The sequence below is a fragment of the Pseudomonas sp. BW7P1 genome (assembly GCF_024981055.1).
In the GTDB taxonomy this organism is placed as follows: Bacteria; Pseudomonadota; Gammaproteobacteria; order Pseudomonadales; family Pseudomonadaceae; genus Aquipseudomonas; species Aquipseudomonas bananamidigenes.
On record NZ_CP103374.1, the window covers coordinates 5521579 to 5536806 of the forward strand.

Sequence of the window (15228 nt, forward strand, 5' to 3'; positions counted from 1 at the left end):
GTCCTATGGACAAACGCCCCGCATCGGCAGATCATTTGCCGCGCAAAACCCACCCACTCGCGAGAACCTCATGAGCAAGAAGCCATCGAAACATGGCCACAACAAGGCCAAGTCCATCATCGCCCAACCCCTGTTCCGCAGCCGCCAGGAACGCCCCTCCAAGGGTAAAGGCAGCTACCGCCGCGAAGCCTTCCAGTCTGACAGCTGGGAGGCTTCTTGTTTTCTGGCCGCCTGAAGCGCAGCACCCCCTCCTCATGGTAAGGTCTGCACCTGATTCGTATCCCCTGGACCTGTGCATGCCCCTCAGTCTTTCCCGTCGCTGGCCCGTTCGCCAGCTGATCGCTGCCACAAGTTTCATTCTGCTTGTCGCCTGCGCGGAAAAACCCACCGCCGCCGACGCGCAACCGCTTCAGGCCGCCCCCGCTGCCACGGCACCTGCCATCGTCCCGCCGGTAGTGCCATCGGGCGACGACCTCGACCTGCAACCGACCCAGACGTTCGCCGAGTGGCAGGCAGGTTTCCGCAAGGACGCCCTGGCCGCCGGTATCCGCCCCGACGTGTTCGATCGCGCCTTTGCCAATGTCAGCTTTGACGCAAGTGTGATTCGTGCCGATCGCAGCCAGCCGGAATTCGCCCGGCCGGTATGGGAATACCTCGATGGCGCCCTGTCGCCGCTGCGAGTGCGCAAAGGCCAGGCGCTGATCAACCAGTACGCCGATATCCTGCAACGCATCGAGCAACGCTATGGTGTCGATCGTCAGGCGCTGGTATCGGTATGGGGCATGGAAAGCAATTTCGGCCAGTTCCAGGGCACCAAGTCGGTGATCAATTCACTGGCGACCCTGGCCTACGAAGGTCGCCGCCCGGCTTTTGCCCATGCGCAACTGATCGCAGCCCTGCAGATCCTGCAACAGGGCGATATCACACCTGAGAAAATGCTCGGCTCCTGGGCCGGCGCCATGGGCCAGACCCAGTTCATCCCGACCACCTACAATACCCACGCGGTGGATTTCGACGGTGACGGTCGCCGCGATATCTGGGGTAGCCCGGCTGACGCACTGGCATCCACCGCGCACTACCTGCAAAGCTCCGGCTGGCAACGCGGCCAGCCATGGGGCTTCGAGGTGCAACTGCCGAGCGGTTTCAATTACACCCTGGCAGATGGCGCAATTCGCAAGAGCGTCGCCGAATGGCGACAGCTGGGTGTGATCCTGCCCAACGGTGGCCAGGCACCCGCCGGCTCCGAGCAATTGTCGGCGGCCCTGCTGCTGCCGGCCGGCTATCGTGGCCCGGCGTTCCTGATCCTCGACAACTTTCGCGCGATCCTCAAGTACAACAACTCGTCGTCCTATGCCCTGGCCGTCAGCCTGTTGTCCGAGCGCTTCAACGGCGCAGGCCTGATCAACGGCACCTGGCCGAAGGATGATCTGCCGCTGAGCCGTACCGAGCGCATCGAGCTGCAGAACCTGCTGACCGCGCGCAACTACGACGCGGGCACAGCTGACGGCATCATTGGCGCCAATACCCGCAAGGCGATCCGCAGTGCGCAGCAATCATTTGGCTGGCCGGCGGATGGTTATCCGACGCACAAGTTGCTGGAAAGCTTGCGTAACCAGTAAAAGCATCGCGGGCAAGCCCGCTCCCACAGGTTTAGAGGTGATCGCAATTCTGCGTACAACCTGAAAACTGTAGGAGCAAGCTTGCCCGCGATGACTGGCTATCGGGCGATCAGTTTCTATGCCTTGATCACCAGATCCTGTTCCAGCATCAACTCCTTCTTCCCCGCATCCAGCCGAACCAGCGCCCCCAGAGGCAGGGTCAGATTCGGATCGCAATGGCCGCTGCGCCAACCTGACAGCACCGGAATGCGCAGTGGCTCAAAGGTCTGTTTGAGCAGGCGATTCAGAGCGTCCACATCCACTCCCGCAATATCCCCGACGAGCACCCCGCGCAATCTGGACAGCTTGCCGGCCAGACGCATCTGGGTCAGCAAGCGGTCGATGCGATACAGCGGCTCGTTGACATCCTCGATGAGCAGAATCGCGCCCTCGACATCGATTTCGTAAGGCGTGCCCAAGGTCGATGCGATCATCGCCAGATTGCCACCCAGCAGACGCCCGTGAGCGACGCCGGGTTCGACCGTGGTCAGTGGATACGCCACCGGATGACTCAGTACGCTGCCAGCTTTCATTTGACCGCGCAGCATGGCGAAGAACGACGTCACCGTCGGAGGTTCCTTGTCCCCCAGCAGGTCGGCATTCAACAGTGGCCCGTGAAAGGTCACGAACCCGGCGTAGCGGCTGATGGCCAGGTGCAGTGCGGTGATGTCGCTGTAGCCGACGAAGGGCTTGGCATGGCGTGCCAGCAGATCGTAGTCGATCCGGTCCAGCAGCCTTGGCGTACCGTAACCGCCCCGCAGACAAATGATGGCATCGACCTCTTCGTCAGCGAACGCGGCATGCAGATCATTCAGACGCACCTCATCGCTGCCGGCCAGATAGCCATCCTTTTCGTAGACACCCGGAAACACCCGCAAACCGTAACCCCGGGTGCGCATCCACTGAATGGCCTTTTCAGTATCCAGCGCACCCGGACCTGCTGGCGCGATGACGCCTATCAGTCCTTCCGCCGGCAGCGCCGGCACAGGCTTGTGCGGAAGAAGGGTGTGGGTGGGTCGAACGGTCATCCATGGATCTCCCTGTGTGCGGTCATGCACACACAGTAGTCAGGAACGGCGACAAACTGAAGGGGCTCAGCTGCGCCGCAGATTGCGGGAAAAGTCACTGACGAGTGTAAGCCGGGCAAAAAAATGCCCGCCGGACGTTCAACCCGGCGGGCATTTTCGTATTCAGCGCTGAATCAGGAACCGAGCAGCTCGGCCTTGACCAGTTTCGCCTGCTCGTCGGCGTGGTACGAAGAGCGTACCAACGGGCCGGAAGCGACGTTCTTGAAGCCCATCCTGTAACCTTCCTCGGCGAACCAGGCGAAGGTGTCCGGGTGTACGAAACGCTGCACCGGCAAATGGCTGCGGGACGGTTGCAGGTACTGGCCCAGGGTCAGCATGTCGATGTCGTGTTCGCGCATGCGCTTCATCACTTCGATGACTTCGTCATCGGTCTCGCCCAGACCCAGCATCAGGCCGGACTTGGTCGGAATGTGCGGCATCATCTGCTTGAAGCGCTGCAGCAGGGTCAGCGACCACTGGTAGTCCGAACCCGGACGCGCGGCCTTGTACAGGCGCGGCACGGTTTCCAGGTTGTGGTTGAACACATCCGGCGGCTCGGCCGCGGTGATTTCCAGGGCGATGTCCATGCGGCCACGGTAGTCCGGAACCAGCGTCTCGAGCTGTACGTTCGGCGACAATTTGCGGATTTCACGGATGCAGTCGGCAAAGTGCTGGGCACCGCCGTCACGCAGGTCGTCGCGGTCCACCGAGGTGATCACCACGTACTTGAGTTTCAGGTCGGCGATGGCGATGGCCAGGCTTTCCGGCTCGTTGACGTCCAGCGGCTTCGGGCGACCATGGCCGACGTCGCAGAACGGGCAGCGACGAGTGCAGATGTCACCCATGATCATGAAGGTCGCGGTGCCACCGGAGAAACATTCGCCCAGGTTCGGGCAGGATGCTTCTTCGCAGACGCTGTGCAGCTTGTGCTTGCGCAGCAGGCTCTTGATGCGCTCGACTTCCGGCGAAACCGGGATGCGCACGCGGATCCAGTCGGGTTTCTTCGGCAGTTCGGTGGTCGGAATGATTTTCACCGGAATGCGTGCAACCTTCTCGGCGCCGCGCAGCTTGACGCCGGCTTCAACCTTGGGACGCGGGGCCGGGCGCTCGGTCACGTCGAGCGTCGGGTTCATGGTTTGCACTGCATCAGTAGTCATATCAGTCGATTCCGCCCGTCAGGGTCGTCTGCTCAGCATAGTCGAGGTGTTTGACGAGCTGCGCGCGCAGCCGGGCACTTACCTCGGCAAATTCAATCGATCCTGCGTGATCGCTCAGCTGGGTCATCGCCAGCCCGGCATAGCCGCAGGGATTAATCCGTCGAAACGGCTCCAGGTTCATATCCACGTTCAGGGCCAGGCCATGAAAGGAACAACCGTGGCGAATCCGCAAACCCAGAGAAGCGATTTTCGCTCCGTCGACATAGACGCCGGGAGCATCAGGTTTGGCCACGGCGGTGACGCCGTAGCTGGCCAGCAGTTCGATCAGGCACCGCTCCATGCGGCTGACCAGATCCCGCACACCGAAACCCAGCCGGCGCACATCCAGCAGCAGGTAGGCCACCAGCTGGCCCGGACCATGGTAAGTCACCTGCCCGCCGCGGTCGACCTGCACCACCGGGATATCTCCCGGCAGCAACAGATGTTCGGCCTTGCCGGCCTGGCCCTGAGTGAATACCGGCGGGTGTTCGACGAGCCAGATTTCGTCGGCGGCATCACTGCCGCGCTCGTTGGTAAAGCGTTGCATGGCATGCCAGACCGGCTCGTAAGCCATCTGGCCAAGTTCGCGAAAGCCCAGCGTGCCCGGCATCACAACACCATGTGTACGAAGCCGGTCGCCCGCAGTTCGCTGTTGATGTTGTACAGCTGATCCTGGTCGGTCGCGACAATGTGCAACTGGATGGTGGTGTACTTGCCGTTGCTGCTCTGACGCTCGTCCACACGCTCATCGTTGATCTTCGCGTGCTTCTTGACGATGTCGATGATCTTGTCTTTGTTGCCGACGCCCGTGTCGCTGATCACCTTAACCGGATAATCAACCTGCGGAAATTCGATCTTTGGCGCCTTTACTTCGGTATCGGTCATGGCGTAACGGCCTCTAAAGCGTAAGCCCGGTAACGAACAAGGCCCCGCTCCGGAGGGGAACGGGGCCCTGCAGGTCAACTCGTATCAGTTGAACAAGCCGTAGAAGAATAGACGGATGCTATCCCACATGCGGCGGAAGATACCACCCTCCTCGACAGCGTCGAGGGCGATCAGGTCGGCGCTGTGCACCACCTTGTCGTCCAGCTTCACTTCGACTTTACCGATCACGTCGCCCTTGGCGATTGGCGCGGTCAGTTGCGGGTTCATGGTCATGCTGGCAGCGAGCTTCTTCAGCTGGCCTTTCGGCAGGGTCATGGTCAGATCTTCAGCCAGACCGGCCTTGACCTGGCTGGTGGTGCCTTTCCACACCGGGGCCTGAGCCAGTTCGGTGCCCTTCTGATAGAAGGTCTGGGTTTCGAAGAAGCGGAAACCGTAGGTCAGCAGCTTCTGGGTCTCGGCGGCACGGGCCACTTCGCTGTTGGTGCCGAACACCACGGCGATCAGACGCATGCCGTCACGTACGGCCGAGGACACCATGCAGTAGCCGGCTTCGTCGGTGTGACCGGTTTTCAGACCGTCGACGGTCTTGTCGCGCCACAGCAGCAGGTTGCGGTTAGGCTGCTTGATGCCGTTCCAGAAGAACTCTTTCTGCGAGTAGATCGCGTAGTGAGCCGGATCTTCGTGAATGATCGCGCGCGCCAGGATCGCCATGTCGTGCGCCGACGAGTAGTGCTCGGGGTTCGGCAGACCGGTCGGGTTCATGAAGTGGGTATTGGTCATGCCCAGATCGGCGACCGTCTTGTTCATCAGGTCGGCGAAGGCGTCTTCGCTGCCGGCGATGTGCTCGGCCACCGCGACGCTGGCGTCGTTGCCGGACTGGATGATGATGCCGTGCAGCAGGTCGCTGACGGTCACTTGCGAGCCGACCTTGATGAACATCCGCGAACCGCCGGTGCGCCAGGCGTTTTCGCTGACGGTTACCGGATCGTTTTCACCGATCTGGCCACGACGGATTTCCAGCGTGGCGATGTACGCGGTCATCAGCTTGGTCAGGCTGGCCGGTGGCAGACGCTGGTCACCGTTGTTCTCCACCAGCACGTTGCCGCTGCTGGCGTCCATGAGCACATAGGCCTTTGCGGCCAGTTGAGGTGGCGACGGCATCATCTCGGCCGCGAAGGCGGCTGGCGAGAGGAGCAGCGGGACTAGCAGGCACAGGCGTTTGGCAAAGGTGGTGATGTTCATCCGTCTCTCGAAATCGCTAATGGAAACTGCCCGAAGGCAAAACTAATCAGATGACTTTCTAACGAGTCATCGCGTGTTCAGTTGCTCACTCCAGTCACCCTTTGCCGGGCTTTTGTTCTTCGACGAGCCAACAACCTGGTTCACCCCCCAATCGCTGGTGAACCGTCAATCAAGTCCTACGTTTACTCGGTGACCACACTTGGCGAACCAAGATTGGCCAGGCGCACGCTGTTCTGCACCTGGGCGATTTCACCCGGCGAACCGATCGGTCCCAGGCGTACCCGGTGCAGGGTCTGCTGATTGCGCACGATCGAGCTGATGAACACCGGAGCGCTCACCATCCCGCTGAGCTTCGACCTCAGGAGTTCTGCAGCGTCCGGGTTGGCGAACGCGCCCACCTGCAGATACTGGCCAGACGCTGGCGCAGAAGCGTTTTTTTTTGCGCCGATCTGTACAGGTACAGTGTCGGAGGCATGTTGCTGCGGCGGTGGCGTCCACTGCTCGATGGTGCCCGCCGAAGCCGTGATCACCGGCGCATTATTCTGCGCGACTTGTGGCTCGTTGAGCATCAAAGGCGCCGGACGGCCCCTGGCGGCCCACCATTGTTGCGGGTCGATACCCTCGACCTTGACGCGCGCGGTGCCGATTTCGGCATAGCCGAGTTTCTTCGCAGCCGCATAGGACAGGTCGATGATCCGGTCCGAATAGAACGGTCCACGGTCGTTGACCCGCAGGATCACGCTCTTGTTGTTGTCCAGGTTGGTCACACGAACGTAACTGGGCAGTGGCAAGGTCTTGTGGGCGGCACTCATGCCGTACAGGTCATAGACTTCGCCGTTGGCGGTGTTCTGCCCATGAAACTTGGTGCCATACCAGGACGCCGTGCCCGAGGCCACGTAGGTCTTGGAATCCTGCAACGGGAAGTAGGTCTTGCCCAGCACGGTGTAGGGGTTGGCCTTGTACGGACCGGTGTGCAGGGTCGGCGTGGCATCCGGGATGCGCGACACATCGACGTCCCACCATGGCGCACCGTCCTTGTGGGCCCGGTTGATGTCCAGACCCGGCTGGGCACGAACGGTGTTGGAGGCGTATTTCTGGGTGGGCGCACGACTGGTCGAGCAACTGGCGACCATGATCGCCAACGCGGCGAATGCCACCAGTTTCAGGGGTTTGTTGATAGGCCATGCCTGCATTACTTGACGCCCCGTGCTTTTACCAGCTCTTCAGACAGTTGATGCACGGCCATGGCGTACATCACGCTGCGGTTATAACGCGTGATCGCGTAGAAATTCTTCAGGCCCATCCAGTATTCCGGACCGTTGTCGCCTTCCAGGCGAAATGCAGTAACCGGCATATCATCGCGCAGCGCATCATGACTTGACCAGCCCAGCGCTCGCAACTCTCCGACGGTTTTCGTCGGTTCGATGCCGGCGGTCAGGCCTTCATCCACCTGTTCGCCGCGCACATCGGCACGACTGACCACCGGCTCGCCGGCCACCCAGCCGTGACGCTTGAAGTAGCTGGCGACGCTGCCGATCGCATCATCCGGGTTGTTCCAGATATTGATGTGTCCGTCACCGTCGAAATCCACCGCGTAGGCGCGGAAGCTGCTCGGCATGAATTGCGGCAGGCCCATCGCCCCGGCGTAGGAACCCTTGAGGGTCAACGGGTCGACCTGCTCTTCGCGGGCCAGCAGCAAAAACTCACGCAACTCCTTGCGGAAGAATTCGGCACGGGGAGGATAGTCGAATCCCAGCGTGGACAACGCATCGATCACCCGGTAATTGCCGGTATTACGTCCGAAAAAGGTCTCAACGCCGATAATCGACACGATCACCTGGGCCGGAACGCCGTATTCCTGCTCGGCGCGGGCCAGGACCGCTTCGTGTTGACGCCAGAAGTCCACACCGCGGGCAATCCGCGCGTCGGTAATGAACATCGGCCGGTATTCTTTCCACTGTTTGACCCGCTCGGCGGGTTTGGAAATGGCATCGAGAATCGCCTGCTTGCGCTGCGCCTCGCGAAACACCGCCATCAGTTGCTCGCCGGCGAAACCGTAATCGCGGGTCATTTCGCCGACGAATTCGGCCACCTGGGGCGAGCCTTCGTAATCGCCGGCCAGCGCTTCCTGCGCGCTGCCAAGGATGCCTACCAGGCCGAGCCACGGTGCGTATCGTGTCGCCCAGTCACGCATTACTTGCATTGAACTCTTCACCTTATTCAAACCTGTGCGATCCACTTGCGATGCGTATGAATCGACATCAAAACCCCAAACGCTGACAGCAGCGTCACCAGCGAAGTTCCGCCATAGCTAATGAACGGCAACGGCACCCCTACGACCGGCAACAGGCCACTGACCATACCGATGTTGACGAAAACATAAACAAAAAAAGTCATGGTCAAGGCACCGGCGAGCAACTTGCCGAACAGCGTCTGCGCCTGGGCGGTAATCACCAGACCGCGACCGATGAGCAGCAGATAGATCAGCAGAAGCGCGCAGATGCCCACCAGGCCGAATTCTTCGCCCAGCACCGCGATGATGAAGTCGGTGTGGCTTTCCGGCAGGAAGTCGAGGTGTGACTGGGTGCCCAGCAGCCAGCCTTTGCCAAACACGCCGCCGGAACCGATGGCGGCCTTCGACTGAATGATGTTCCAGCCGGTGCCCAACGGATCGCTTTCCGGGTCGAGGAAGGTCAGGATCCGTTGCTTCTGGTAGTCGTGCATGATGAAGAACCACATGGCGATCGCCACGGGTACGGCAGCCGCCAGTACGCTGAGGATCCAGCGCCAGCGCAGCCCGCCCATGAACAGCACGAACGCACCACCGGCCAGAATCAGCAGCGACGTCCCCAGATCCGGCTGACGCACGATCAGAATGAACGGCACGCCGATCAACATCAGGCTGATCCCCACATGCTTGAGCTGCGGCGGCAACGTGCGCTTGGACAGATACCAGGCAATGGTCGCCGGCATCAGGATCTTCATGAATTCCGATGGCTGGAAGCGGATCACCCCTGGAATGTTGATCCAGCGGGTCGCGCCCATGGCGTTGTGGCCCATGATGTCCACCACCATCAGCAGCACCACCCCGATCACATAGCCGAGCGGCACCCAGCGGGCCATGAAGCGTGGCTCGAATTGGGCGATGACGATCATCGACACCAGACCGATGCCGAACGACGTGGCCTGCTTGGCCAGCAGGTCCCAGCTCTTGCCACTGGCCGAATAGAGCACGAAAAGGCTGCCGGCGGCGAGGATCAGCAGCAGGACCAGCAAAGGGCCGTCGATATGCAGGCGTTGCAACAGCGTCGCGCGGCGACGCATCACATCCTCGCTGGAGAGCATGCGATCGAAATTATTCTTCACGGGCCGTAGCCTCCGCACTGATTGGGCTGGCGTATTCGGCCTTCAAGCGTCCGTCCTGATCCAGCAGCCAGGCGTCCATCACCTGACGCACCACGGGCGCGGCGACGCCGGAACCGGATTCACCGTTCTCGACCATCACCGACACCACGATTTTCGGGTTGTCGGCCGGGGCGAAACCGACGAACAGGGCGTGGTCGCGGTGGCGTTCCTGGACCTTGGAACGGTCGTATTTCTCGCCCTGCTTGATCGCGACCACCTGGGCCGTACCCGACTTGCCGGCGATCCGGTATTGCGCGCCGATCGATGCCTTGCGCGCCGTACCGCGAGCGCCGTGCATCACCTGCTGCATGCCATGGTTGACCTTGTTCCAGTCCGACGGGTCGCGCAGGACGATGTCCGGCATCGGGTTCTCGTCCTTGGGTTTTTCGCCCTCGATGGTCTTGGCCAGGTGCGGACGGTTCCACACACCCTTGTTGGCCACCAGCGCGGTGGCCTGGGCCAGTTGCAGCGGCGTCGATTGCATGTAGCCCTGGCCGATCCCCAGGATCAGGGTCTCGCCCGGGAACCACGCCTGCTTGCGGGTGGCGCGTTTCCACTCGCGGGACGGCATCAGGCCCGGAGACTCTTCGAACATGTCCAGCGAGACCTTCTGGCCGATACCGAACTTGTTCATGTACGACGACAACCGGTCGATGCCGAGCTTGTGGGCCAGGTCATAGAAGTAGGTGTCGTTGGAGCGCATGATCGCCGTGTCGAGGTCGACGAAACCGTCACCGGTACGGTTCCAGTTGCGGTACTTGTGATCGTAGTTGGGCAGCATGTAGTAACCCGGGTCGAACACCCGGCTCGACGCCGTCACCACGCCCGCGTCCAGACCGGCAATCGCCACCGCCGGTTTGATCGTCGAACCCGGCGGGTACAGGCCACGCAGGACACGGTTGAACAGTGGCCGGTCGATGGAGTCGCGCAGCTCGGCGTAAGCCTTGAAGCTGATACCGGTGACGAACAGGTTCGGGTCGAAGCTCGGCTGGCTGACCATCGCCAGCACTTCGCCGGTGCTCGGATCCAGCGCCACCACCGCGCCACGTCGCCCGCCGAGTGCCGCTTCGGCGGCTTCCTGCAGCTTGATGTCGAGGCTCAGGACAATGTCCTTGCCCGGCACCGGGTCGGTCCGCTTGAGTACCCGCAGCACACGCCCCCGGGCGTTGGTCTCGACCTCTTCGTAACCCACCTGACCGTGCAGTTCCGCTTCGTAGAAACGCTCGATACCGGTCTTGCCGATATGGTGGGTGCCGCTGTAGTTGACCGGATCGAGGGTCTTCAGCTCTTTTTCGTTGATCCGCCCCATGTAACCCACCGAGTGCGCAAAATGCGCGCCCTGCGGATAGTGACGAACCAGCTGCGCGACCACTTCCACGCCCGGCAGACGGAACTGGTTCACCGCGATGCGAGCGATCTGCTCTTCGGTCAGCTCGAACAGGATCGGCACCGGTTCGAACGGCCGGCGCCCCTGACGCATGCGTTTTTCGAAGATCACCCGGTCTTCCGGCGTCAACTGCAACACTTCGACGATCACGTCGAGCACCTGCTGCCAGTCGCCGGAACGTTCCCGGGTCATGCTCAGGCTGAAGCTCGGACGGTTGTCTGCCACCACCACGCCGTTGCGGTCATAGATCAGGCCGCGGGTCGGTGGAATCGGCTGGACATGGACGCGATTGTTTTCCGAAAGCGTCGAGTGGTACTCGTACTGGATGACCTGCAGGAAATACAGCCGGGCAATCAGCACACCGATCAGTGCAACGATCGCAATGGCCCCGAACACGACGCGACTACGCACCAGGCGTGCGTCTTTTTCGTGGTCCTTGATGCGGATCGGCTGGGACATGAGGGCAGGATTACTTGTGGTAAGGGTGGCCGGACAGCACGGTCCAGGCACGATACAACTGTTCGCCGATAAGGATGCGCACCAACGGGTGCGGCAGCGTCAACGGCGACAACGACCAGCGCTGGTCGGCGCGGGCACAGACTTCAGGCGCCAGCCCTTCCGGGCCGCCGACCATGAAATTGACCGTGCGCGAATCCAGCCGCCAACGGTCGAGTTCTACCGCCAGTTGCTCGGTGCTCCAGGGCTTGCCGTGCACTTCGAGGGTGACGACCCGCTCGTTGTGCCCGACCTTGGCCAACATGGCTTCACCTTCCTGACGGATGAAGCGCGCCACGTCGGCATTCTTGCCACGGGTATTGAGCGGAATTTCCACCAGTTCCAGTGCCAGCTCGGACGGAAGACGCTTGGCATATTCATGCCAGCCTTCTTCCACCCACTTGGGCATGCGTGAACCGACGGCGATCAGTCGCAGGCGCACAGCGATCCCTTACAGCTGGTCTTTGTTGAGCTTGGCGAAATGCTCGTGGGTGTTTTCCGGGCTGTGATGCTTGCCATCACTCGCACGGCTTTGCTCGGCACCGGCCCACAGGCGCTCCAGGTCGTAGAACTGACGGGCCGAGGCGGTCATCATGTGCACGATCACCAGATCCAGGTCCAGCAGTACCCAGTCGCTGTCACCCTTGCCCTCTTCGCCCAACGGACGAGCGCCGTTCTTCTTGACCTCTTCGCGAACCTTTTCCAGCATCGCGTTGATCTGGCGGTTGGACGTACCGGTGGCGATGATCATGTAGTCGGTGATGCTCTGCTTGTCGCGCACATCGATGATCTGGATGTCCTGGGCCTTGACGTCTTCCAGGGCTGCCACGGCCACCTTGACCAGTTCGTCGCCTTTCAGCGGCTCCTGGGTGCTGGCGACTTCCGGCAACGGGGCGCTCTTGAAAGTACCTTTGCGCTTAACTTTGCTTACATCTTTGTCAGTCATATAAAACTCGTTTTGCTCATGTATTCGGCGGCTTGGCGATACGTTGACCCGTATCAGTGAAGCACGCCTTGTTCAGTTCGACGCACGATACAGACCGTGCGCATCGATGTAGGCCAGGACCGCGTCGGGCACCAGGAAACGTACCGACTTACCGCTGGCCAGCAGTTGACGGATCTGGGTGGCGGAGACCGCGAGCGGTGTCTGCCAGACGAATGCAATCTGTCCGCCCGGCCCTTTCAGGGCCAGCGGGTCGCTCACCGAACGCGCTGCCAGCAGGTTGCGCAAGGCATCCGGCGGTTCGCTGTCGGCATCCGGGCGCTGTAGCACCAGGATGTGGCAATGCTGGAGCAACTCCTCCCAGCGATGCCAGGTGGGCAGGCCGCAAAATGCGTCCCAGCCCAAAAGCAGAAAAACCTGGGTCCCTGCGGCCATTTCGGCACGCAGCGACTCCAGGGTGTCGATGGTCCAGGACGGTTTGTCCCGCTGAAGCTCCCGGGCGTCCACCACCAGCGGCGGCACTCCGGCCACCGCGCATTCAACCATTGCCAGCCGATCCTGCGCCGATACCTGCGGGGTATCGCGATGCGGCGGGCGGGCGCTGGGCATCATGCGCAGCTCATCGAGCCCCAGCGCCTCGGCGACTTCCAGCGCGCCACGCAAATGGCCGACATGTACCGGATCGAAGGTTCCGCCCAATACGCCAATACGCCGGGGACGGGGCTTTCTGCCGGACTTCGGCACTTTCGGGTCGAGGTCGGACAAGTCAGACCGTCGCCTGGCCGCGCAACTGGCCATCACCGACCACAACGTACTTCTCGCAGGTCAGTCCTTCGAGGCCCACCGGGCCACGGGCGTGCAGCTTATCAGTAGAAATGCCGATCTCGGCACCCAATCCGTATTCGAATCCATCGGCGAAACAGGTCGGGGTGTTGATCATCACCGACGCCGAGTCGACTTCAGCCACGAACTGCCGGGTGTCGGCGAGGTTTTCGCTGACGATCGAATCGGTGTGGTGAGAGCCGTAACGGTTGATATGTTCGATGGCCTGGTCCAGGCCGTCGACCACGCGGATCGACAGAATCGGTGCCAGGTACTCGGTGCTCCAGTCCTCTTCGGTCGCCGCTACAGCCTCGATGATCGCCCGGGTGCGCTCGCAACCACGCAGCTCGACGCCTTTTTCGTGGAACTGTTCCGCCATCGACGGCAGGAAATCCTTCGCAACACGTTGATCGACCAGCAGGGTCTCCATCGCGCCGCAGATGCCATAACGATAGGTCTTGGCATTGAAGGCGATGCGCCGGGCTTTCGGCAGGTCGGCATGCTCGCCGACATAAACGTGGCAAATGCCGTCCAGGTGTTTGATCACCGGCACCCGGGCGTCACGACTGATGCGCTCGATCAGGCCACGGCCACCGCGCGGCACGATCACATCGACGTACTCGGGCAGGGTGATCAGGGCGCCAACGGCGGCGCGGTCGGTGGTTTCCACCACTTGCACCACGGCGGCCGGCAGTTCGGCTTCGGCCAGACCGCGCTGGATGCAGGCGGCAATCGCGCGGTTGGAGTGAATCGCCTCGGAACCGCCACGCAGGATGGTCGCGTTGCCGGACTTCAGGCACAGGCTGGCGGCGTCGATGGTCACGTTCGGACGGGATTCGTAGATGATCCCGATCACGCCCAGCGGCACGCGCATCTTGCCGACCTGAATGCCCGACGGACGGAAGCTCATGTCACGGATCGCACCGACCGGGTCCGGCAGGGCCGCCACCTGGCGCAGGCCGACGATCATGCCGTCGATGCGGGCCGGGGTCAGTTCCAGACGTTCCAGCAATGCAGGCTCCAGACCGTTGGCACGGCCGGCGGCCAGATCCTGTTCATTGGCTGCCGCCAGCTCGGTGCGGGCGGCGTCCAGAGCATTGGCGGCAGCCAGCAGGGCGCGGTTTTTCTGCGCGGTGCTGGCACGGCCGATGACCCGGGAAGCTTCGCGGGCGGCGCGACCCAATCGGGTCATGTAGTCAAGAACGGACTCAGTCATGGTCTGCTGGGGTCTTGGCAAAGAGGAAAGCGGCAGATTATAGCTGTCGCGTCTCGGGACTAACAGCGGTGACGGGCGGATGGTCGAAATGGACGGCGATTTGCCGATGTTCAGCCGTAATTAAGGCTCGGATTGTTATCATCACGACCTCTTTCGCCTGGATAAACACCGTTTGCCATGTCCAACCTGACCGTTCGCGCCCGCGCCGAGCGCCTGCCGCTGGGCCTTCCGGACGCTTTTTTCGACCGCGATGCCCAAGTGCTGGCCCAGGATCTGCTGGGCAAAGTCATCCGCCACCGGGTCGGTGACCTGTGGCTCAGCGCCCGAATCATTGAAACCGAAGCGTATTACTGCGAGGAAAAAGGCAGCCACGCCTCCCTCGGCTACACGGAAAAGCGTAAGGCTTTGTTTCTGGATGGCGGCCACATCTATATGTACTACGCCCGTGGCGGCGATTCGCTGAACTTCAGTGCCCAAGGGCCTGGCAATGCGGTGCTGATCAAATCGGCCTATCCGTGGGTGGACGAGATCAGCGGACCGGCCAGTCTGGCGCAGATGCTGCTGAACAATCCCGACGCTCAGGGTCGCCCGCGACCGCCGCAAAAGCTCTGCGCCGGGCAGACCCTGCTGTGCAAGGCATTGGGTTTGAAGGTCCCGGTCTGGGATGCCAAACGCTTCGATCACGAAATTTTGCTGGTGGAAGACACCGGCCCCGCGCCTGGCCACATTATCCAGACCACCCGCCTGGGCATTCCCCACGGGCGTGACGAGCATTTGATGTATCGCTTCGTCGACGCATCCTACGCCCAGTGGTGCACCCGGAACCCGCTGCGCCGGGGTCAGGTCGAAGGACGCGATTATTTTCTGCTGTGAATTTCCCCTCTGCGCTGCGCCGGCCAGGGACATCAATGA

General features: G+C 61.7%; 16 protein-coding genes. 3 read left to right on the forward strand and 13 right to left on the reverse strand.

Annotation, left to right across the window (positions count from 1 at the left end; genetic code table 11):
• Positions 1-70: 70 nt before the first annotated feature.
• Entirely contained in the window at positions 71-235 is a 165-nt protein-coding gene (arfA, locus tag NWV16_RS24895) for an alternative ribosome rescue factor ArfA (protein ID WP_065259596.1), read from the forward strand.
• A gap of 61 nt (positions 236-296) precedes the next feature.
• Positions 297-1619 (forward strand): lytic murein transglycosylase, encoded by a 1323-nt coding sequence (locus tag NWV16_RS24900; protein ID WP_260521134.1) that lies wholly within the window; start codon positions 297-299, stop codon positions 1617-1619.
• A 116-nt stretch (positions 1620-1735) separates the two neighbouring features.
• Here NWV16_RS24900 and NWV16_RS24905 read toward each other — a convergent pair whose 3' ends face one another.
• From NWV16_RS24905 to NWV16_RS24965, 13 genes are all read right to left on the reverse strand, one after another.
• Positions 1736-2686 carry an LD-carboxypeptidase gene (locus NWV16_RS24905; protein ID WP_260521135.1) on the reverse strand — a complete coding sequence of 317 codons (951 nt, stop codon included), beginning with the start codon at positions 2684-2686 and terminating at the stop codon, positions 1736-1738.
• Positions 2687-2859: 173 nt separating this feature from the next.
• Positions 2860-3858, reverse strand: coding sequence for a lipoyl synthase (gene lipA / locus NWV16_RS24910; protein WP_260523585.1), 999 nt, complete (start codon positions 3856-3858; stop codon positions 2860-2862).
• Between the two features lie 25 nt (positions 3859-3883).
• A complete protein-coding gene (lipB, locus tag NWV16_RS24915; protein WP_260521136.1) occupies positions 3884-4531 on the reverse strand; it encodes a lipoyl(octanoyl) transferase LipB in 648 nt (215 codons plus the stop codon).
• Positions 4531-4806, reverse strand: coding sequence for a DUF493 domain-containing protein (locus NWV16_RS24920; RefSeq protein ID WP_007958664.1), 276 nt, complete (start codon positions 4804-4806; stop codon positions 4531-4533). The genes lipB and NWV16_RS24920 overlap by 1 nt, the downstream gene beginning before the upstream one ends.
• 84 nt (positions 4807-4890) lie before the next feature.
• On the reverse strand, positions 4891-6048 hold the full coding sequence (locus NWV16_RS24925) for a D-alanyl-D-alanine carboxypeptidase family protein (protein ID WP_065259591.1): 1158 nt from the start codon (positions 6046-6048) through the stop codon (positions 4891-4893).
• 182 nt (positions 6049-6230) lie between these two features.
• A complete protein-coding gene (locus NWV16_RS24930) occupies positions 6231-7241 on the reverse strand; it encodes a septal ring lytic transglycosylase RlpA family protein (protein ID WP_260521137.1) in 1011 nt (336 codons plus the stop codon).
• Positions 7241-8251, reverse strand: a complete 1011-nt coding sequence (mltB, locus tag NWV16_RS24935) for a lytic murein transglycosylase B (protein ID WP_260521138.1) — start codon at positions 8249-8251, stop codon at positions 7241-7243. The genes NWV16_RS24930 and mltB overlap by 1 nt, the downstream gene beginning before the upstream one ends.
• A gap of 17 nt (positions 8252-8268) precedes the next feature.
• On the reverse strand, positions 8269-9372 hold the full coding sequence (gene rodA, locus NWV16_RS24940) for a rod shape-determining protein RodA (RefSeq protein WP_065259627.1): 1104 nt from the start codon (positions 9370-9372) through the stop codon (positions 8269-8271).
• 31 nt (positions 9373-9403) lie between these two features.
• Complete coding sequence (gene mrdA / locus NWV16_RS24945; RefSeq protein ID WP_065259589.1) at positions 9404-11299, reverse strand: penicillin-binding protein 2; 1896 nt, start codon at positions 11297-11299, stop codon at positions 9404-9406.
• 10 nt (positions 11300-11309) lie between these two features.
• Positions 11310-11777: a 23S rRNA (pseudouridine(1915)-N(3))-methyltransferase RlmH gene (gene rlmH / locus NWV16_RS24950; RefSeq protein ID WP_095181903.1), complete on the reverse strand. Its 468-nt coding sequence runs from the start codon at positions 11775-11777 to the stop codon at positions 11310-11312.
• Between the two features lie 9 nt (positions 11778-11786).
• Positions 11787-12281: a ribosome silencing factor gene (gene rsfS / locus NWV16_RS24955; RefSeq protein ID WP_260521139.1), complete on the reverse strand. Its 495-nt coding sequence runs from the start codon at positions 12279-12281 to the stop codon at positions 11787-11789.
• Between the two features lie 72 nt (positions 12282-12353).
• Positions 12354-13076, reverse strand: a complete 723-nt coding sequence (nadD, locus tag NWV16_RS24960) for a nicotinate-nucleotide adenylyltransferase (protein WP_065259587.1) — start codon at positions 13074-13076, stop codon at positions 12354-12356.
• The gene (locus NWV16_RS24965) at positions 13045-14316 is read right to left on the reverse strand and encodes a glutamate-5-semialdehyde dehydrogenase (RefSeq protein WP_260521140.1); all 1272 of its coding nucleotides are present in this window, start codon (positions 14314-14316) and stop codon (positions 13045-13047) included. Before NWV16_RS24965 ends, nadD begins: the two co-directional genes overlap by 32 nt.
• Positions 14317-14493: 177 nt before the next feature.
• Here NWV16_RS24965 and NWV16_RS24970 point away from each other — a divergent pair, with 177 nt between their 5' ends.
• Positions 14494-15189 carry a DNA-3-methyladenine glycosylase gene (locus NWV16_RS24970; protein WP_260521141.1) on the forward strand — a complete coding sequence of 232 codons (696 nt, stop codon included), beginning with the start codon at positions 14494-14496 and terminating at the stop codon, positions 15187-15189.
• Positions 15190-15228 lie beyond the last annotated feature (39 nt).

Excerpts from the sequence above, each read along its gene's own strand:
- rodA (WP_065259627.1), bottom strand. The coding sequence starts at position 9,372 with ATGCGTCGCCGCGCGACGCTGTTGCAACGCCTGCATATCGACGGCCCT.
- NWV16_RS24905 (WP_260521135.1), bottom strand. The coding sequence starts at position 2,686 with ATGACCGTTCGACCCACCCACACCCTTCTTCCGCACAAGCCTGTGCCG.
- NWV16_RS24900 (WP_260521134.1), top strand. The coding sequence starts at position 297 with ATGCCCCTCAGTCTTTCCCGTCGCTGGCCCGTTCGCCAGCTGATCGCT.
- lipA (WP_260523585.1), bottom strand. The coding sequence starts at position 3,858 with ATGAACCCGACGCTCGACGTGACCGAGCGCCCGGCCCCGCGTCCCAAG.
- mltB (WP_260521138.1), bottom strand. The coding sequence starts at position 8,251 with ATGCAAGTAATGCGTGACTGGGCGACACGATACGCACCGTGGCTCGGC.
- NWV16_RS24920 (WP_007958664.1), bottom strand. The coding sequence starts at position 4,806 with ATGACCGATACCGAAGTAAAGGCGCCAAAGATCGAATTTCCGCAGGTT.
- arfA (WP_065259596.1), top strand. The coding sequence starts at position 71 with ATGAGCAAGAAGCCATCGAAACATGGCCACAACAAGGCCAAGTCCATC.
- mrdA (WP_065259589.1), bottom strand. The coding sequence starts at position 11,299 with ATGTCCCAGCCGATCCGCATCAAGGACCACGAAAAAGACGCACGCCTG.
- NWV16_RS24925 (WP_065259591.1), bottom strand. The coding sequence starts at position 6,048 with ATGAACATCACCACCTTTGCCAAACGCCTGTGCCTGCTAGTCCCGCTG.
- NWV16_RS24965 (WP_260521140.1), bottom strand. The coding sequence starts at position 14,316 with ATGACTGAGTCCGTTCTTGACTACATGACCCGATTGGGTCGCGCCGCC.
- lipB (WP_260521136.1), bottom strand. The coding sequence starts at position 4,531 with ATGCCGGGCACGCTGGGCTTTCGCGAACTTGGCCAGATGGCTTACGAG.
- NWV16_RS24970 (WP_260521141.1), top strand. The coding sequence starts at position 14,494 with ATGTCCAACCTGACCGTTCGCGCCCGCGCCGAGCGCCTGCCGCTGGGC.
- rsfS (WP_260521139.1), bottom strand. The coding sequence starts at position 12,281 with ATGACTGACAAAGATGTAAGCAAAGTTAAGCGCAAAGGTACTTTCAAG.
- nadD (WP_065259587.1), bottom strand. The coding sequence starts at position 13,076 with ATGGCCAGTTGCGCGGCCAGGCGACGGTCTGACTTGTCCGACCTCGAC.
- NWV16_RS24930 (WP_260521137.1), bottom strand. The coding sequence starts at position 7,241 with ATGCAGGCATGGCCTATCAACAAACCCCTGAAACTGGTGGCATTCGCC.